This window comes from Pseudomonas sp. SIMBA_067 (assembly GCF_046534675.1).
GTDB lineage: Bacteria > Pseudomonadota > Gammaproteobacteria > Pseudomonadales > Pseudomonadaceae > Aquipseudomonas > Aquipseudomonas putida.
Window position 1 is genome coordinate 33,948 of record NZ_JAWRYH010000009.1, and the last position, 16,466, is coordinate 50,413.

Consider the following 16,466-nt stretch of genomic DNA (forward strand, 5'->3'; position numbering starts at 1 on the left):
GCGGCAAGCCCGCTTCCACAAGGTAATCCACTGGCCTAAAGCACGGTGCAGCACCTGTGGGAGCGGGCGAGCCCGCGAATGGGCCCCTTTTGCAGCCTTACTTCGGTGTGCCGTGTACCACACCGGCCGTGTTATCCAGCAGGCTCTTGGTCGCCGTCTGGATATACGCTTCCAGCTTTTTCAGCATTTCCGGCTGGTCCGGGCTTTCGATCAGTTCGGCCTTGAACTCGCTGCCCAACTGATAGCGGTACATGCGCGGTGTCATGTCCTTGGACTCGATCAGGATGCGGTCGCCTTGCACCAGGCCGACGATCTGCTCGCTGCCCGACGGCTTGATCATGCCCACGCCCTGGTCGCCCTCAGGCAGGTTGAGCAGGTCACGGCCCCAGCACTGGTGGCGGGCCTCGCCACCCAGGCGGCCCATGATGGTCGGCACAATGTCGACCTGGGTACCCACGGTGTGGTTCACCGCACCAAACTTCTCCTGAATGCCCGGGGCAATCAGCAGCAGCGGCACGTTGAAACGGCCCAGGTCCAGTTCGGTGACTTGCTGGTGGTTGCCAAAGCCATGGTCGCCGACGATGACGAACAGGGTTTCCTTGAAGTAAGGCTCTTTACGCGCCTTCTCGAAGAACTGGCCCAGCGCCCAGTCCGAATAACGCATGGCAGTGAGGTGCTCGTCCAGGCGGCCTTGCCCGGTGACCTTCTCGACCGGCAGGTCTTTGGGCAGCGCGTACGGGGTGTGGTTGGACAGGGTCTGCAGCAGCGCATAGATCGGCTTCTTGCCGTCGTGCTTGGCCAGTTCCTCGTTGCCGCGGTCGAACATGTCCTGGTCGGACACGCCCCAGGTCGGGTCGGAGAACACCGGGTTGACGAAGTCGTTACGGCCGATGAAGGTGGTCATGCCCTGGTTGCCGAAGAACCCGGACTGGTTATCCCAGGCAAAATCGCCGTTGTAGACGTACACGTCGTCGTAATCACGGGCGCTGAGCAGTGCCGGCAAGCCAGACAGCTTGTGGCCACCTTCCGGGGTCTGCATCAGGTATTCGAAGCCTGGCAGGTTGGGGAAGCAGGCCATGGTGGCGAACATGCCCTGGTGGGTATGGGTGCCGTTGGAGAAGAAGCGGTCGAACAGCAGGCCTTCTTTGGCCAGCTTGTCGAAGTACGGGGTGATGTTGTTGGGGCTGCCCAGCGCGCCCACCGAGTGGCCGGCGAAGCTTTCCATCAGGATCACCACCACGTTCTTGATCGGCAGGGTGCGCTCGGCCGGCGGCACGAAGTCGCGGCGGATGGCAGCCTCGTCGGCATCGACCAGGGTGTCGTGGGGGGTCAGCAGCTGTTCGCGCACGCTTTGCGTGGCCACGTTTTGCTCCAGCACCGGCTTCCAGATATTGGCGCGGTCTTCGCCAAAGCGGCTCTTGGCAGCGTCGATCAGGGTCAGGGTGCCGTTCAGGCCCAGCTGGTTGACGAAGTTGGAGTCGGTGGTGAAGGCATCACCCCAGCGCATTGGCGGGCCTTGACGCAGGGTGCCACGGGCAGCGACCACGGCCACCAGCAGAATCACCATGAACACCGCCACGCGTTTGTACCACGGCGCAACGCGGTGCAGGCCATCGCCACGGGTGGCGCGGTCGATCCCTTTGAACAGCAGGCTCAGCAGCCAGGTGCCGAATGCCCAGGCCAGCAGGTAGCGCACCACCGGGAAACCGTACCAGAGCATGCTCATGACGGTTTTAGGGTCTTCCTTGATGTACTGGAACACCAGGCCGTTGAGGCGCTGGTGGAACTCGCGGTAGAAGTCCATTTCCATCAGGCCAAGGAACATCACCACGCTCGAGGTGAGGGTCAGCCAGAAGCGAAACACGCCCCGCCGGGCCATGGCCCAGGGGCTGAGGATGGCCAGCAGCAGCGGGATGCTGAGGTACACCACCACCCGCAGGTCGAAGCGCAAGCCGTTGAGGAAGCCTTCGGCGACAGTCGAATAAGGGGTATCGCCGATCATGTCGCTGTTGTAGACCAGCAGCGCCAGGCGCACCAGGCTGAGCATCAGCATGATCACCAGGCCGCTGAGCAGCGTGTAGGCCAAATGGGATTTCAGGGTCGGCGAAAACGACGTTCGCGCGCCCTGTTGCTTCAAGGCGTCCGTGTTAGCCATGAATGGGAAGGTCCTAGGATTGCGGTTTGCGAAGAGGCGCTGGCGCTAGACCAACGCAGCATTGTGCGGGTGCGGATTCTGTTTAAACCAATGTGAAAATTTTGTCACGGCCCCATTACCGCTTATACCTGTTACACCGGCCGCTTCCACAATGAGCACCTCGCAGGGTTCAGATGCGCACATTCCCCCGCGGCCCGGCAATCGCCCAGATCACCAGCCCCACCACCGGCAGCAGTGCGATCAACAAGATCCACAACACCTTGATACCCACCTCGCGGCCACTCTTGATCACATTGAGGATGGCCCAGATATCCAGCGCCAGAATGATCAGCCCGACCAGGCTGTTGAATGTAGACCCCATGCTTAAACTCCTTGCCCAGAGGCTTTGCTGCACAGCATAGCCAGCTATCGCACCAATAGAAGGGAATCCTTGGCCGTTGGCGCAGGTCCCTGAGTAGACTGACTGCAATAATTGATTCGAGGTTCGCATGCCCCCCGCACACAGCCAAAGCGCCGCCCCATCGTCACTGCTGCACGCCTGGCGCCAGCAGGTAGCCAACACCCCCTGGCTCAGTGCCGGCCTGGGCCTGAGCCTGCTGGCTGTGGTCGCACTGCTGGCGGCCAGCTTCTGGAACGCGGTGAACGGCGACCATGCCGATAACCTGCACCTGGCCGTGCTGGGTGGGTTGTCCGGCTTTGGCGCCACCGCGCTGGGTGCGGTGCTGGCAGTGGTGCTGCGCGACGTCAGCGCCCGCAACCAGGATGTGATGCTTGGTTTTGCCGCCGGCATGATGCTGGCCGCCAGTTCGTTTTCGCTGATTCTGCCGGGCCTGGACGCCGCCCGCGAGATCACCGGCAACGGCCCCGCTGCGGCCTTTACCGTGGTGCTGGGCATGGGCCTGGGCGTGCTGCTGATGCTGGGCCTGGACCGTTTCACCCCGCATGAGCACGAAAGTACCGGCCCGTGCGGCCCTGAGGCCGAGCGCATCAGCCGGGTGTGGTTGTTCGTGCTGGCGATCACCCTGCACAACCTCCCCGAAGGCATGGCGATTGGCGTGAGCTTCGCCAATGGCGACATGAACATCGGGCTGCCACTGACCAGCGCCATCGCCATTCAGGACATCCCTGAGGGGCTGGCCGTCGCGCTGGCCCTGCGCGCCACCGGGCTGTCGAACATGAAAGCCGCACTGGTTGCGATAGCGTCCGGGCTGATGGAGCCGCTGGGGGCGGTGATCGGGCTGGGGATTTCGACCGGCTTTGCCCTCGCCTACCCGATCAGCATGGGGCTGGCGGCGGGGGCGATGATCTTTGTGGTAAGCCACGAGGTGATCCCCGAAACCCACCGTAACGGGCACCAGACGGCGGCGACCCTGGGCTTGATGGGTGGGTTTGCGGTGATGATGTTTCTGGATACCGCGCTGGGCTGAGGTTTTGAGGTTGCCAGTGCCGGCCTCTTCGCGGGCTTGCCCGCGAAGAAACAAACGATGAAATCAGACGTGTACAGCGACTTTCAGGGCTTCCAGGGCCGGCTCGACCTTGATGCCCAGCTCGGCACCCAGCTCTAGCACCCGCGCCAGGTCGTTCTGGCCCACCATCACCACCTGCAGCTCGTCATCCAGCAGCTGGCTGAAGTTCAACAGCACATAACCACCGGCTTCTTTGTTCAACGCGCCCATCTGTACCTGGATGCGGTTGAGCGCGGTGAGTGGCTCGGTGCGGGCCAGCTGCTTGGGCTTGAGGGTAAACGGCACGCTGTTGTCGAACGAGTCTCTGATCTGCTGGAACAGGTCCTGGTAGCTGTCGGCCTGGAACACCACCGTGTCCGGCAGGCTGCCCAGCACCACCCATTCGCCCAGGGGGATGGGGAAGCTGTCGTCGTAGTTGATGTCCGGGTTGGCTGCCAAGAAAGCGGCCGGGTCGGCGTAGGCCTGGGCGGCCTCGTCGGCGATGCGCTCGATGTCGGCCTCACGCATGCAGCCGGCGCCAATGAGGCTGATGAATTCGAGCAACTGAGTTTTCATGAAAGGGGGCCTGCGACGGGTGAAAAGTCGCCAAGGATAGCCGCAAATGCCCCCTTGCGGTTAGCCGGCCAGCGTTTGCAAGCGTGCAGCAGCGTCCACCGCACCCATGGTTTGCGCCGCCATCAGCGCGGTGGCGCCGCGGGCATCCTGGCGCGCCGGGTCGGCGCCTTGGGCCAACAGGTATTCAAGGATTTCGCTGCGGTTGAACATGGCCGCCAGCATCAACGCGGTGCGCCCGTCCTGCGCAGCGGCGTCCACCGGCACGCCGTGCTCCAGCAGCAGGCGGATCATCGCCAGGTCCCCCTTGAATGCAGCACCGGCAATGGGCAACTGGCCGTTGTCGTTGGCAATCAGCGGGTCGGCGCCCTGCGCCAGCAGCACCCGCACTGCGTCGTGGTGGCCGTGGTAGCTGGCCAGCATCAGCAGGGTGTCGCCCTTGTGGTTGCGCAAGTTGGCCGGCAGGCCACTGGCAAGCAAGCGCCCAAGCATTTCGGCATCGCCCTGGCGGGCACGTTCGAATACCTGCTCTGCGAATGCAGCGGTTTCGTCATCGGTCATGGTGGCGGGCGCGGTTTGGCTGGACATCGGGAACCTCCTGGCATAAATGATTGCCCAAGTCTTTGTCAGGCACGCCATTGCGGTCAAAGGTTCAGATTCTATAGGGCCGATAGGTAAAGCCGGATCCGTGCAAAATGCACTGTGCAAAATGCACGACCATGCAACCTGCACGGTGCCGCCTCTGAAAACAACACATAAGTTCCTGTATTTACTGGTTTTTTTTACAATCAAGTTCTGGCACGGTCGCTGCAACCATCAACTCATGTCTGCCACATAACAGCCAGGAGTTGATATGGACCTCATCCAGCAAAAGTTCGTCTCGGTATTTTCGGCCTATCAAGTGAACACCCAGGCGCGTCCTGATGGCGGGGTGTTGCTTACCCTGCGCGCGACGGATGGCAAGGTGACCCGCCGGGTGTTGACCTATGGGCAACTGCACAGCGCCGAACAGCTGTCCTGGGCAATCAGCGCCATCCGCCGTGACTTGGCTGAACAGGCCAGTGAATTGCCAGTGATTGGCATGCTGCAAAGCCAGCAACGGTTTGCCCTGCCGACCTACCGCTGAGTTTTGTGTTGCCTGATCTGCCTTCTTCGCAGCACAAGGCTGCTCCTACAAGTGAACGCGACCGCCGACCGGACGCGATCCCCTGTAGCAGCAGCCTTGTGCTGCGAAGAGGGCGGCAAGGCCGTCAGAATTGGTCAATCCCCAGAAACGCTCGCGCAGTCGCATCCCCGGTAAACTGCGCCTGCACGCCTTGCTCGCTGCCATACAGACGCAGCGCCAGGCAAAACGGCGTATCGCCCAGCTCTACCCAGCGAGGCGTGCCCGCTGGCACCACTAGCTGGTCACCCTTCTCGCACAGCACCGAATAGACCCAGCCCCCCAACCGCAGGCCAACCTGAGCACGTCCACTGACCACGGCAAACACCTCTTCGGCGCCATGCACATGCTCATCGCGTACATCGGCCTGCACCGGGGCTTCACCGTCACGGTTCAATAACACGTAGGCCTTGCTGCCGTGTGCCGTCATCAACTGGTCCAGATGCTCACGGCATACGTCCAGCACCTCGTCTTGTGCTGTGCCGGGCCGCACCCGCAGGCCATGCTCGCGGTGGGTAAAACGCACGCCCTGTTCAGCCAGGGTGGCGGCGATGTCCTCGTGGTGGGTCAGCACCTTGTTCGGCAGTTCCGGGCTGGCGGGGTGGAAAACGCTGAGAATGCTCATCAGGGGCGGGTCCTGGTCGGTTGCGAACAAAGGGCAATGATAACGGCTGCAGCCAAGGCTGCGGCACTGGCCATACCAAAGGTGAAGGTGGGGCCCAGCAGTTTCCAGCTGTAGCCCGAATACAATGCCCCCAGCGCGCCGCCGGTGCCCGACAGCGCCGCGTACAATGCCTGGCCTTGGCCCTGCTGGCGGGCGCCGAAACTGGCTTGCACGAACGCGATGCTGGCAGCGTGGAAGCAGCCGAAGGTGGCCGCGTGCAGCAGCTGGGCGAAGATCAGCACGGCCGGTTCATGGGCCAGATTGCCCAGCAACAACCAGCGCAGCGCCGCCAGCAGGAAGCTGACCAGCAATACGCGTTGCACACTGAAGCGCGCGAACAGCCGGCTCATGACCATGAACATCAGCACCTCGGCCACCACCCCCAGCGCCCACAGCAGGCCGATGGCACTGCGGCTGTAGCCCAGGTGCTCCAGGTGCAGGGTAAGGAAGGTGTAGTACGGCCCGTGGCTGAGTTGCATCAGCGCCACACAGGCGTAGAACGCGATCACACCCGGGGCACGCAGCTGCTGCACAAAACCACCCGCCCCGCTGCGCTCGCCCTGCTCCACCGGCTGGGCATTGGGCACCCACAGGCTGGCGGCGACAATGCCGGCCATGATCGTGACCAGGGCCACCGGGTAGATGTCCAGGCTCAGCCATTCGAACAGGCGGCCCAGGCCAACCACCGTCAGGATGAAGCCGATCGAGCCCCACAGGCGCACCTGGCTGTAGCGCGCTGTTTGCCCGTGCAGGTGGGCCAGGGTAATGACCTCGAACTGCGGCAGCACGGCATGCCAGAAGAACGCGTGCAGGGCCATCACCAGCGCCAGCCAGGCGTAGCTTTTGCCGAAGAAGATCAGGGCGAAGGTGGCCAGGGTAGACAACGCGCCCAGGCGCACGATCAGCAAGCGCTGGCCGGTACGGTCGCCCAGCCAGCCCCACAGGTTGGGGGCGATGCAGCGCATCAGCATGGGGATGGCCACCAGCTCGCCGATGCGCGCCGGGGAGAAGCCCAGGTGGTCGAAGTACAGCGCCAGGAAGGGGGCGGTGGAACCTAGCAGGGCGAAGTAAAAGAGGTAGAAGCTGGACAGGCGCCAGTAGGGGATGGGTTGCATGGATTTACCGTCTGAACCGGCACCCACCTGTAGAAGCAGCCTTGTGCTGCGAAAGGGCCGGTGTCGCCATAGAGATGTGTGCTTGCTGCACCGGCCCTTTCGCAGCACAAGGCTGCTCCTGCAAAGAGCGGGCCGGCGCAAGCAACACGGTCAGAGCTGGCCCAGCACCGGGGTGGTTACCTTCACATCGGCATTCTGCGCGCGGTGGCGCAGCAGGTGGTCCATCAGCGCGATGGCCATCATCGCCTCGGCGATCGGCGTGGCGCGGATGCCCACGCACGGGTCGTGGCGGCCTTTGGTGATGACGTCCACCGGGTTGCCGTCGACGTCGATCGAGCGGCCCGGGGTGGTGATGCTGGAGGTCGGTTTCAGCGCCAGGTGGGCAACGATTGGCTGGCCCGAAGAAATGCCGCCCAGGATGCCGCCGGCGTTGTTGCTGAGGAAGCCTTCCGGGGTGAGCTCGTCACGGTGCTCGGTGCCGCGTTGGGCCACGCTGGCGAAGCCGGCGCCGATTTCCACGCCCTTGACCGCGTTGATGCTCATCAGCGCGTGGGCCAGTTCTGCGTCCAGGCGGTCGAAGATCGGTTCGCCCAGGCCCGGCATCACGCCCTCGGCCACCACGGTGATCTTGGCACCCACCGAGTCCTGGTCACGGCGCAGTTGGTCCATGTACGCCTCCAGCTCCGGCACCTTGTCCGGGTCGGGGCTGAAGAAGGCGTTCTGCTCCACCGATTCCCAGGTCTTGAACGGGATTTCGATAGGGCCCAACTGGCTCATGTAGCCACGAACGGTGATGCCCTGGGTGGCCAGGTACTTCTTGGCGATGGCACCGGCGGCCACGCGCATGGCGGTTTCGCGGGCCGAGCTGCGGCCACCGCCGCGGTAGTCGCGGATGCCGTACTTGTGGTGGTAGGTGTAGTCGGCGTGGGCCGGACGGAACAGGTCCTTGATGGCCGAGTAGTCCTTGGACTTCTGGTCGGTGTTGCGGATCAGCAGGCCAATCGAGCAGCCGGTGGTGCGGCCTTCGAACACGCCGGAAAGGATTTCCACCTCATCGGCTTCCTGGCGCTGGGTGGTGTGCCGGCTGGTGCCGGGCTTGCGCCGGTCGAGGTCGTGCTGCAGGTCGGCCAGGGAAATTTCCAGGCCCGGTGGGCATCCATCGACAATGGCGACCAACGCCGGGCCATGGCTTTCGCCAGCGGTGGTGACAGTGAACAGCTTGCCGTAGGTATTACCGGACATGGACGCTCCGCGAGTTCTGCCTGAAATGGACGAAAGCGGCAGTATACAGATGGATTGGTTGTCTGTACTGGCCCTATCGCCGGCAGGCCAGCTCCCAGAGGTAATCTACAAGGCCTGGGCCTGTGGTAGACCTGTAGGAGCTGGCTTGCCGGCGATGGGGCCGATCCTGCAACACACCACCCTAGAACCTTCCCGCAAACACTGTGTCAAACCTTCATCTTTCCATGTAGTACCGCATGATGTCGCGCCTCGTCGCCTTGCTCTTCCTGCTGTGCACCGGCCTGGCCCAGGCCGCCGCCCCTACTGTGCTGCAACGCCCGATCGACCTGGACACTGGCCAAGGCGTGCTGCACGGCAGCCTGCTGCTGCCGCAACAGGCCACCCCGCCGCCGGTGGTGCTGATCATCGCTGGCTCCGGCCCCACAGACCGCGACGGCAACAACCCGGCGTCGGGCCGCATCGACAACCTCAAGCGGCTGGCGCTGCTGCTGGCCAACGAGCATATCGCCAGCGTGCGCTACGACAAACGTGGGGTGGCTGCCAGCCAGCCGGCCACGCCCGATGAGCGCGACCTCAGCGTGGAGCGCTACGTGGCCGATGTGATCGCCTGGAGCCACAAACTCAAGGCCGACCCGCGCTTCGGCCCGCTGATCCTGGTCGGCCATAGCGAAGGCGCGCTGATCGCCAGCCTGGCCGCCGAGCAGGCCGGCGCCAGCGCAGTGATCACCTTGGCCGGCAGCGGCAGGCCGCTGGCCGACGTACTGCGCGAGCAACTGGCCCAGCGCCTGCCCCCGGCGCAACTGGCCGGTGGCAGCGCCCTGCTCGACCGCCTGCAGGCCGGGCAAACCAGCCTGGAAGTGCCCGCGCCACTGCGCCAGGTGTTCCGCCCCAGCGTGCAGCCGTACCTGATCTCGCTGTTCCAGCAGAACCCGGCGGCAGCCTTCGCCCGCCTGCCCATGCCCGCATTGATCGTGCAGGGGCGCAACGACGTGCAGGTGGACGTCACCGACGCCGAACGGCTGAAGGCGGCCAAGCCGGATGCGCAGCTTGTGCTGATCGACGGCATGAACCACATGCTGCGCATCAGCCCCAGGGGCATGAGCCAGCAGCGCGACAGCTACCTCAACCCCGAGCTGCCGCTGGCGCGCGAGCTGGGGGAGCGAATTGTGACGTTCATCCAGCATTTGCCTTCGGCGTGAGGTAAGGGCTCAGGTCCGTGGCAAGCCTGCCGATACAGCAGGCATAGCCGAGGACAAGCCTGATGACCACCGCCCCCGCCGCCGTAGAGCCGGCCGATGAACCCCAGGAAAGCCCTGCCCTGCCTTGGGCCGAGCTGGCCGCCGAACACTTCCAGCTGCTGCGCCTGGCCGCTCTGCCCACCGACCGCAGCACCGGCGCACGGCCGCTGCGCTTTGTGCAGTTCGGTTATGCCGAGCGCCACGACAAGGCCCACAGCCTGCTGCGCATGGAAATCCAGTTGCCTGGGCAAAAGGTGCACAAAGAGCAAAACCGCCTGGATATCCGCGTCGACCATGCCGAGCGACTGGTGCGCATTGGCAGTGAACATGGCCTGCAACTGGAGCCGGTGAACCGTGGCATCGGCCGCTTCATGCTGGCCCAGGCCGCACAGTGGCTGCAGCGCAAATGGCCGCACTACCGGGTGGAAGGCATGGCGCTGCCGAACAAGGATTCCCTCAACGAGGACTCGCGCCTGCGCCGTGACCACTGCTTGCGCGGGGTGGGTATCGAGGTGGAGTACGAGGACGGTCAGCACCTGAAGGGCCGTACCGTGGACATGACCGTCGGCCAGCTGAAGGCCGCCTGGAGCAACGAGCGCCTGCAGCGGGTGGACATTCTGGATGCTGCCAACCTGCTGCAGCAGGCGGACCAGCAGTTGCAGGAAAAGGAAGGGCAACTGCGCGAGCGCGATGAACGGGTGGCCAAGTACCACCGCGAAGACAGCGGCCTGCGCTTTACCATTACCTGCCTGGTGGCGTTTGCGGTGTTTCAGGCGGGGTTGTTGATCTGGATAGCCACCCGCTGATATCGCGTGAGCGGGTGGATATTGGGGCCGCTTTGCGGCCCCAAATAGCCTAAACGCGGGCCTTGAACAACTCCTGATGCTGGCGGCACTGCTCCGCGGTGAGCATGAACACCCCATGCCCGCCACGCTCGAACTCCAGCCAGGCAAAGTCCACCTCGGGGTACAACGCCTCGACATGGATCTGGCTGTTGCCCACTTCAACAATCAGCAAGCCCTTGTCGGTCAGGTGGTCTGCAGCTTCCGCCAGCATGCGCCGCACCAGGTCCAGGCCGTCGTTGCCGCAGGCCAGGCCCAGTTCTGGCTCGTGGTGGTACTCGGCCGGCATGTCGTCGAAGTCTTCGGCATCGACATACGGCGGGTTGGACAGGATCAGGTCGAAACGCTGCCCCGGCAAACCGCCAAAGCCATCGCCCTGCACGGTGTACACACGGCCGTCCAGGCCATGGCGCTCGATATTCTGGTTGGCCACTTCAAGGGCCTCGAACGACAGGTCGGCCAGCACCACCTCGGCCTCGGGGAACACGTCGGCCGCGACGATACCGATGCAGCCCGAACCCGTGCACAGGTCGAGAATGCGCGCGGGCTCGCTCGCCAGCCACGGCTCGAAGCGTTTTTCGATCAGTTGGCCAATGGGCGAGCGCGGCACCAGCACACGTTCGTCGACGATGAACGACATGCCGCAGAACCAGGCTTCGCCCAACAGATAGGCGGCTGGCACCCGCTCTTCGATACGGCGCTTGAGCAAATGCTGCAGGCGTACCCGCTCGTCGTCCTCGAGCATGCAGTCCAGGTAGCTGTCGGCCACCTCCCATGGCAGGTGCACTGCGCCCAGCACCAGCAGGCGGGCCTCGTCCCAGGCGTTGTCGGCACCGTGGCCGAAGAACAGGTCGTGCTCGTGGAAGCGGCTGACCGCCCAGCGGATGTAGTCGCGCAGCGTGCGCAGACGGGATGTGATCACGGGGTACTCCTATTTCAGACAGGACAAAAGTCTAACAGCCCCACCCGCACATTTGTTCGTTTGCAGCGCCCAAAGGCTAGCCACAGGCCAGTAACCATGCCGCTTGCGTTGTCAACCATTCCCATTGGCGTCAAGGCAGGGGACAATAGGTATACAAAAGCCCTTCCAAGGAGCCCTTGATGTCCGTTCCAACCACGATGTTCCGCCTCACTGGCCGCGACTACCCGCCGGCCAAGCTGAGCCACGCCAGCCTGATCATCATCGATGCGCAAAAGGAGTACCTCAGTGGGCCCCTGCAGCTGTCGGGCATGGACGAGGCCGTGGCCAACATCGCCAGGTTGCTCGACGCCGCCCGTAAGAGCGGCCGTCCGATCATCCATGTTCGCCACCTGGGCACAGTCGGTGGCCGCTTCGATCCACAGGGGCCTGCCGGCCAGTTCATTCCGGGGCTGGAGCCGCTGGAAGGTGAAATCGTCATTGAAAAGCGCATGCCCAACGCATTCAAGAACACCCAACTGCACGAAACGCTGCAGGCGCTTGGCCATCTCGACCTGATTGTTTGCGGCTTCATGAGCCATTCCAGCGTCAGCACCACCGTTCGCCGCGCCAAGGACTATGGTTACCGGTGCACCCTGGTGGAAGACGCCTCGGCAACCCGCGACCTGGCCTTCAAGGATGGTGTCATCCCGGCGGCGCAGATTCACCAGTGCGAAATGGCCGTCATGGCCGACAACTTCGCTTGCGTGGCCCCCACCGCCAGCCTGATCTGAGCGGCAGGGCTTGACCGCCCGGCAGCCGGGCGGAACCCGATGGGCGGCGGCAGGTCGAATTCCGGATATCCACAGAGGAGAGCGGAATGAAGCTTAAAGGCAGTTTCGACGCCAAGCGCCTGCGCACGCGCCAGCCGCGTAACTGGGGCGCCCGCCTGGCGGCCGGCCTGTCGGCGCTGCTGGCGACCCTGGGCGTGCTGCTGGCCATGGCCGGCGTCGCAGGCCTGCTGGGCAACTACCCTGCCCTGCAAGAACTCAATGCCAACAAGCCATTGTCCAGCATCCTCACCGGGGCTGGCTTGTTGCTGCTGTGGCTGGGCGTGCGCTTCTGGCGGCGCAGCCGCATTCGCTTGCGTCGCGGGCGGGAATTGAACCTGTCGCCGCATCTGATGAAAAAGCACGACTGATGATTTTATGTCGCCTGTGCGGGCCTCTTCGCGGGTGAACCCGCGAAGAGGCCCGCACAGGCTGCACTTGGCCCCACAGTCGCGTAAACTACGCCGCCCACGTGGAGGCATCATGCAAGACGACGATTTTTCCCTGTTCAAGGCCGAAGTGCGTGGCGTAAAGCAAATTCGCCACGACCGCGCCGAAGTCGGCAAGCCCAAGGCCGACCGCCAGAAGCTGGCCGGGCTGCGCCACGCTGCAACCGTGCGCAGTGACAAGGCCCTGGTCATCGACGGCATGTCCGACCAGTTCGTCATCGACGTTGGCGCCGAAGACGAGCTTATGTGGCGCCGCGACGGCGTGCAGGAAGGCCAGCTGCGCAAGCTTAAGCTGGGCCAGATCCCGTTCGAGGGCAGCCTCGACCTGCACGGCATGACCGTGGAAAAGGCCCGCGAAACCCTGTGGGACTTCATAGCCGAAGCCACCAAGCTGGAAGTGCGCTGCGTACGGGTTACCCACGGCAAGGCGGCACGCCTGGACGGCAAGCGCCCGATGATCAAGAGCCACGTCAACACCTGGCTGCGCCAGCACCCGCAAGTGCTCGGTTTTGCCTCGTGCAGCGCCCGCCACGGCGGCACTGGCGCGGTGTATGTGATGCTCAAGCGAACCATGCTCGAAGGCCGCGACGAGTAACGCCGCGCTTGCAGCGCCGCCCTCACCGCCGTAACCTTCGTTTTTGCGATTTTTTCCCACAGGTAGATCCATGTCCCTGGAACAGAACTACACCGAGATCCTCAGCCAGATTGGCGAGGACGTCTCCCGTGAGGGCCTGCTCGACACGCCCAAGCGGGCTGCAAAGGCGATGAAGTACCTTTGCCGCGGTTATGAGCAAACACTGGAAGAAGTCACCAACAACGCTTTGTTCAGCTCTGACAACAGCGAAATGGTGCTGGTCCGGGACATCGAGCTGTATTCGATGTGCGAACACCACATGCTGCCGTTCATCGGCAAGGCACACGTGGCCTACCTGCCCAAGGGCAAGGTACTGGGCCTGTCGAAGGTAGCGCGCATCGTCGACATGTATGCCCGTCGCCTGCAGATCCAGGAAAACCTCAGCCGCCAGATCGCCGAAGCCGTGCAGCAGGTCACCGATGCCGCCGGTGTAGCCGTGGTCGTCGAGGCCAAGCACATGTGCATGATGATGCGCGGTGTCGAGAAGCAGAACTCGACCATGATCACCTCGGTGATGCTGGGTGAGTTCCGCGATAACGCCGCCACCCGCAGCGAGTTCCTCAGCCTGATCAAGTGATTGGCTGCTGACCCCAAGCCGACCCCGCCGGGTCGGCTTTTGCATTTCAGGAGTTGCCCATGATCGTCAAAGCCCTGCGGGTTGGCCTCGGCCAGCTCATCGTGTTCGCTGACTGGATCAGCCGCCCGGCCAAGCGCAAGCGCGACGCCGCTGCCCAGGCCCGCGTCGAGCAGGCGGCCAAGGGCCTGGAGCTGTACCAGTTCCATGCCTGCCCGTTCTGCGTCAAGACCCGCCGTACCCTGCACCGGCTGAACGTGCCGGTGGCGCTGCGCGATGCCAAGAACGACCCGGTACACCGCCAGGCCCTGCAGGAAGGTGGCGGCCGGGTGAAAGTGCCGTGCCTGCGCATTGAAGAAGCCGGCAAGGTGACCTGGATGTATGAGTCCAAAGCCATCATTGCCTACCTGGATGAGCGGTTCGCGTCGGCCTGACAGATTCTAGTCATCCTGTGCCGGCGATAGGGCCGGAACAGGATGAAGATCAGCCCACCATCGGCACATGCCGCGGGTGGCTGCTGACACGCTCCAGCCAGCCCCGGACCGCCGGGTAATCGGCCAGGTCGAACCCGCCCTGCTGCGCCACATGGGTGTAGGCATACAAGGCCACATCGGCAATCGAATACTGCTCACCCACCAGGTAAGGCGTCATCTGCAGCTGTCGCTCCATCACCCTCAGTGCCTTGTAGCCGCCCTTGTGCAGCTTGCGGTACTCATCTAACCGCTCATCCGGCAGCCCCAGGTAAAACTGGATAAAGCGCGCCACGGCAATGTACGGCTCATGGCTGTACTGCTCGAAGAACTGCCACTGCAACACCTGCGTGCGCAGGCGCGGTTCGCTGGGCAGGAACTCGCTGCCATCGGCCAGGAAGTTGAGAATGGCATTGGACTCCCACAGGTAGCTGCCGTCCTCCAGCTCCAGCACGGGCACCTTGCCGTTGGGGTTCATCGCCAGAAACTCGGGCGTTTCGGTCTCGCCCTTGAGGATGTCCACCGGGTGCCATTCATACGGCCGGCCCAGCAGGCTCAACATCAGCTTGACCTTGTAGCAGTTGCCCGACTGGTAGTCGCCATAGACCTTGTACATCGCCCCTCTCCCCTGTCGCCGTATCTGTATCGCCCTTGTAGGAGCAGCCTTGCGCTGCGAAGAGGCCGTTTCAGCCCATGCATTTGCTGCGCCTGTAAGGGCCTCTTCGCAGCACAAGGCTGCTCCTACAAAAGGCAGGTGCCAAACCGTGCAGTTTTTTAATTGCGCCCAATAGTTGGCGACTGTACGGCTAAAAGCAATGGCCGCTGTATGGCAAGGATCAATCTTGCTCGCTGTAGTCTGAAAAAACTGCTTACACCTTTACAAGGACTTTGTTCATGACCGATGCCACTTCCGCACGCCTGCGGCCCCTGGCAGATACCTCCCCGTCGGCGGTGGTCGCCGGCTTCATCGCCATGCTCACCGGCTATACCAGTTCGCTGGTGCTGATGTTCCAGGCTGGCCAGGCGGCCGGGCTGACCACCGCGCAGATTTCGTCATGGATCTGGGCGCTGTCGATCGGCATGGCGGTGTGCAGCATCGGCCTGTCGCTGCGCTACCGCACCCCCATCACCATCGCCTGGTCTACCCCCGGCGCCGCGTTGCTGATCACAAGTCTGGGCGGAGTGAGCTACGGCGAGGCCATTGGTGCCTACATCACCTGTGCCGTGCTGGTGCTCATCTGCGGCCTCACTGGCAGCTTCGAGCGCCTGGTCAAGCGTATCCCGGCCTCGCTGGCCTCGGCGTTGCTGGCGGGCATCCTGTTCAAGATCGGCAGCGAAATCTTCGTTGCGGCGCAGCATCGCACATTGCTGGTGCTGGGCATGTTCTTCAGCTACCTGTTGGTCAAGCGGTTGTCGCCGCGTTACTGCGTGCTGGCGGCGCTGCTGGTGGGCACGGCACTGTCCGGCGCCCTGGGCCTGCTGGACTTCAGCGGCTTCCACCTGGAAGTGGCCAAGCCGGTGTGGACCACTCCGAGCTTCTCGCTGGCGGCCACCATCAGCATTGGCATTCCGCTGTTCGTGGTGGCCATGACCTCGCAGAACATGCCCGGCGTGGCCGTGCTGCGCGCCGACGGCTACCAGGTGCCAGCCTCGCCGCTGATTTCGGCCACCGGCTTTGCCTCCCTGCTGCTGGCGCCATTCGGCTCGCACGGGGTCAACCTGGCGGCGATCAGCGCGGCGATCTGCACCGGGCCGCACGCCCATGAAGACCCGAGCAAACGCTATACCGCCGCGGTGTGGTGCGGGATTTTCTACGGCATTGCCGGGGTATTCGGCGCGACGCTGGCGGCGCTGTTTGCAGCGTTGCCGAAAGAGCTGGTGCTGTCGATTGCCGCACTGGCACTGTTCGGCTCGATCATGAACGGGCTGACCGTGGCCATGAGCGAAGCGCGCGAGCGGGAGGCGGCAGTGATTACCTTCATGGTCACCGCCTCGGGGCTTACGTTGTTCTCGATTGGCTCGGCGTTCTGGGGGATTGTGGCGGGGGTGCTGGCCTTGATGATCCTCAACCCGCGCAAGGCCTGAGGTTTATTGGTGCCTGTGCGGGCCTCTTCGCAGCACAAGGCTGCTCCTACAAGGGCACCACAGCCCTCAGGCCCAATGATATTCCTGTAG

Annotated in this window: 19 protein-coding genes; 10 read left to right on the plus strand and 9 right to left on the minus strand. The window is 63.6% G+C overall.

The window, feature by feature from the left end:
* Nucleotides 1-97: 97 nt before the first annotated feature.
* Together SB765_RS19620 and SB765_RS19625 are read right to left on the minus strand one after the other, a co-directional pair.
* On the minus strand, nt 98-2,155 hold the full coding sequence (locus SB765_RS19620) for an LTA synthase family protein (protein WP_410911406.1): 2,058 nt from the start codon (nt 2,153-2,155) through the stop codon (nt 98-100).
* A 169-nt stretch (nt 2,156-2,324) separates the two neighbouring features.
* Nucleotides 2,325-2,516, minus strand: a complete 192-nt coding sequence (locus SB765_RS19625) for a PLD nuclease N-terminal domain-containing protein (RefSeq protein ID WP_258655678.1) — start codon at nt 2,514-2,516, stop codon at nt 2,325-2,327.
* A gap of 127 nt (nt 2,517-2,643) precedes the next feature.
* On the opposite strand from SB765_RS19625, the gene SB765_RS19630 reads away from it, so the two are divergent.
* Nucleotides 2,644-3,582 carry a ZIP family metal transporter gene (locus SB765_RS19630; protein WP_410911408.1) on the plus strand — a complete coding sequence of 313 codons (939 nt, stop codon included), beginning with the start codon at nt 2,644-2,646 and terminating at the stop codon, nt 3,580-3,582.
* Between the two features lie 63 nt (nt 3,583-3,645).
* On the opposite strand, the gene SB765_RS19635 is transcribed toward SB765_RS19630, so the two are convergent.
* Nucleotides 3,646-4,176 (minus strand): hypothetical protein, encoded by a 531-nt coding sequence (locus SB765_RS19635; protein WP_410911409.1) that lies wholly within the window; start codon nt 4,174-4,176, stop codon nt 3,646-3,648.
* 60 nt (nt 4,177-4,236) lie between these two features.
* Nucleotides 4,237-4,761 carry an ankyrin repeat domain-containing protein gene (locus tag SB765_RS19640; RefSeq protein ID WP_341797901.1) on the minus strand — a complete coding sequence of 175 codons (525 nt, stop codon included), beginning with the start codon at nt 4,759-4,761 and terminating at the stop codon, nt 4,237-4,239.
* Between the two features lie 265 nt (nt 4,762-5,026).
* Between SB765_RS19640 and SB765_RS19645 the strand changes: the two genes are divergently transcribed.
* Nucleotides 5,027-5,299, plus strand: a complete 273-nt coding sequence (locus tag SB765_RS19645) for a DUF3509 domain-containing protein (protein ID WP_016500960.1) — start codon at nt 5,027-5,029, stop codon at nt 5,297-5,299.
* Between the two features lie 124 nt (nt 5,300-5,423).
* On the opposite strand, the gene SB765_RS19650 is transcribed toward SB765_RS19645, so the two are convergent.
* The 3 genes from SB765_RS19650 to aroC all read right to left on the minus strand — a co-directional run bounded on the left by SB765_RS19650 (nt 5,424) and on the right by aroC (nt 8,356).
* Nucleotides 5,424-5,960, minus strand: a complete 537-nt coding sequence (locus SB765_RS19650; protein ID WP_410911411.1) for an oxidase — start codon at nt 5,958-5,960, stop codon at nt 5,424-5,426.
* Complete coding sequence (locus SB765_RS19655) at nt 5,960-7,114, minus strand: MFS transporter (RefSeq protein ID WP_341797899.1); 1,155 nt, start codon at nt 7,112-7,114, stop codon at nt 5,960-5,962. The genes SB765_RS19650 and SB765_RS19655 overlap by 1 nt, the downstream gene beginning before the upstream one ends.
* Before the next feature lie 150 nt (nt 7,115-7,264).
* Nucleotides 7,265-8,356, minus strand: coding sequence for a chorismate synthase (gene aroC / locus SB765_RS19660; protein ID WP_016500963.1), 1,092 nt, complete (start codon nt 8,354-8,356; stop codon nt 7,265-7,267).
* Between the two features lie 236 nt (nt 8,357-8,592).
* Here aroC and SB765_RS19665 point away from each other — a divergent pair, with 236 nt between their 5' ends.
* Together SB765_RS19665 and SB765_RS19670 are read left to right on the plus strand one after the other, a co-directional pair.
* Nucleotides 8,593-9,555, plus strand: a complete 963-nt coding sequence (locus SB765_RS19665; RefSeq protein ID WP_341797898.1) for an alpha/beta hydrolase — start codon at nt 8,593-8,595, stop codon at nt 9,553-9,555.
* Nucleotides 9,556-9,617: 62 nt separating this feature from the next.
* On the plus strand, nt 9,618-10,400 hold the full coding sequence (locus tag SB765_RS19670; RefSeq protein WP_341797897.1) for a hypothetical protein: 783 nt from the start codon (nt 9,618-9,620) through the stop codon (nt 10,398-10,400).
* Between the two features lie 49 nt (nt 10,401-10,449).
* Here the strand turns inward: SB765_RS19670 and prmB are convergent, their stop codons facing one another.
* The gene (prmB, locus tag SB765_RS19675) at nt 10,450-11,358 is read right to left on the minus strand and encodes a 50S ribosomal protein L3 N(5)-glutamine methyltransferase (RefSeq protein WP_016500966.1); all 909 of its coding nucleotides are present in this window, start codon (nt 11,356-11,358) and stop codon (nt 10,450-10,452) included.
* A 179-nt stretch (nt 11,359-11,537) separates the two neighbouring features.
* Between prmB and SB765_RS19680 the strand changes: the two genes are divergently transcribed.
* From SB765_RS19680 to SB765_RS19700, 5 genes are all read left to right on the plus strand, one after another.
* A complete protein-coding gene (locus SB765_RS19680) occupies nt 11,538-12,128 on the plus strand; it encodes a cysteine hydrolase family protein (protein ID WP_012271080.1) in 591 nt (196 codons plus the stop codon).
* 86 nt (nt 12,129-12,214) lie between these two features.
* Nucleotides 12,215-12,535, plus strand: coding sequence for a hypothetical protein (locus tag SB765_RS19685; protein ID WP_114942694.1), 321 nt, complete (start codon nt 12,215-12,217; stop codon nt 12,533-12,535).
* 112 nt (nt 12,536-12,647) lie between these two features.
* Nucleotides 12,648-13,208, plus strand: a complete 561-nt coding sequence (locus SB765_RS19690; RefSeq protein WP_341797896.1) for a Smr/MutS family protein — start codon at nt 12,648-12,650, stop codon at nt 13,206-13,208.
* 70 nt (nt 13,209-13,278) lie between these two features.
* The gene (folE, locus tag SB765_RS19695) at nt 13,279-13,824 is read left to right on the plus strand and encodes a GTP cyclohydrolase I FolE (RefSeq protein ID WP_410931783.1); all 546 of its coding nucleotides are present in this window, start codon (nt 13,279-13,281) and stop codon (nt 13,822-13,824) included.
* 59 nt (nt 13,825-13,883) lie between these two features.
* Nucleotides 13,884-14,255: a glutaredoxin family protein gene (locus SB765_RS19700; RefSeq protein WP_016500969.1), complete on the plus strand. Its 372-nt coding sequence runs from the start codon at nt 13,884-13,886 to the stop codon at nt 14,253-14,255.
* A 49-nt stretch (nt 14,256-14,304) separates the two neighbouring features.
* Here SB765_RS19700 and SB765_RS19705 read toward each other — a convergent pair whose 3' ends face one another.
* Complete coding sequence (locus tag SB765_RS19705) at nt 14,305-14,907, minus strand: glutathione S-transferase family protein (protein ID WP_341797895.1); 603 nt, start codon at nt 14,905-14,907, stop codon at nt 14,305-14,307.
* Between the two features lie 278 nt (nt 14,908-15,185).
* Between SB765_RS19705 and SB765_RS19710 the strand changes: the two genes are divergently transcribed.
* A complete protein-coding gene (locus SB765_RS19710) occupies nt 15,186-16,376 on the plus strand; it encodes a benzoate/H(+) symporter BenE family transporter (protein ID WP_019471938.1) in 1,191 nt (396 codons plus the stop codon).
* The last annotated feature ends 90 nt before the right edge of the window (nt 16,377-16,466 follow it).

Coding starts and splice junctions, on each gene's coding strand:
- SB765_RS19710 (WP_019471938.1), top strand. CDS start 15,186: ATGACCGATGCCACTTCCGCACGCCTGCGGCCCCTGGCAGATACCTCC.
- SB765_RS19645 (WP_016500960.1), top strand. CDS start 5,027: ATGGACCTCATCCAGCAAAAGTTCGTCTCGGTATTTTCGGCCTATCAA.
- SB765_RS19685 (WP_114942694.1), top strand. CDS start 12,215: ATGAAGCTTAAAGGCAGTTTCGACGCCAAGCGCCTGCGCACGCGCCAG.
- SB765_RS19630 (WP_410911408.1), top strand. CDS start 2,644: ATGCCCCCCGCACACAGCCAAAGCGCCGCCCCATCGTCACTGCTGCAC.
- SB765_RS19650 (WP_410911411.1), bottom strand. CDS start 5,960: ATGAGCATTCTCAGCGTTTTCCACCCCGCCAGCCCGGAACTGCCGAAC.
- aroC (WP_016500963.1), bottom strand. CDS start 8,356: ATGTCCGGTAATACCTACGGCAAGCTGTTCACTGTCACCACCGCTGGC.
- folE (WP_410931783.1), top strand. CDS start 13,279: ATGTCCCTGGAACAGAACTACACCGAGATCCTCAGCCAGATTGGCGAG.
- SB765_RS19705 (WP_341797895.1), bottom strand. CDS start 14,907: ATGTACAAGGTCTATGGCGACTACCAGTCGGGCAACTGCTACAAGGTC.
- SB765_RS19620 (WP_410911406.1), bottom strand. CDS start 2,155: ATGGCTAACACGGACGCCTTGAAGCAACAGGGCGCGCGAACGTCGTTT.
- SB765_RS19635 (WP_410911409.1), bottom strand. CDS start 4,176: ATGAAAACTCAGTTGCTCGAATTCATCAGCCTCATTGGCGCCGGCTGC.
- SB765_RS19670 (WP_341797897.1), top strand. CDS start 9,618: ATGACCACCGCCCCCGCCGCCGTAGAGCCGGCCGATGAACCCCAGGAA.
- SB765_RS19680 (WP_012271080.1), top strand. CDS start 11,538: ATGTCCGTTCCAACCACGATGTTCCGCCTCACTGGCCGCGACTACCCG.
- SB765_RS19665 (WP_341797898.1), top strand. CDS start 8,593: ATGATGTCGCGCCTCGTCGCCTTGCTCTTCCTGCTGTGCACCGGCCTG.
- SB765_RS19700 (WP_016500969.1), top strand. CDS start 13,884: ATGATCGTCAAAGCCCTGCGGGTTGGCCTCGGCCAGCTCATCGTGTTC.
- SB765_RS19690 (WP_341797896.1), top strand. CDS start 12,648: ATGCAAGACGACGATTTTTCCCTGTTCAAGGCCGAAGTGCGTGGCGTA.
- SB765_RS19640 (WP_341797901.1), bottom strand. CDS start 4,761: ATGTCCAGCCAAACCGCGCCCGCCACCATGACCGATGACGAAACCGCT.
- SB765_RS19655 (WP_341797899.1), bottom strand. CDS start 7,114: ATGCAACCCATCCCCTACTGGCGCCTGTCCAGCTTCTACCTCTTTTAC.
- SB765_RS19625 (WP_258655678.1), bottom strand. CDS start 2,516: ATGGGGTCTACATTCAACAGCCTGGTCGGGCTGATCATTCTGGCGCTG.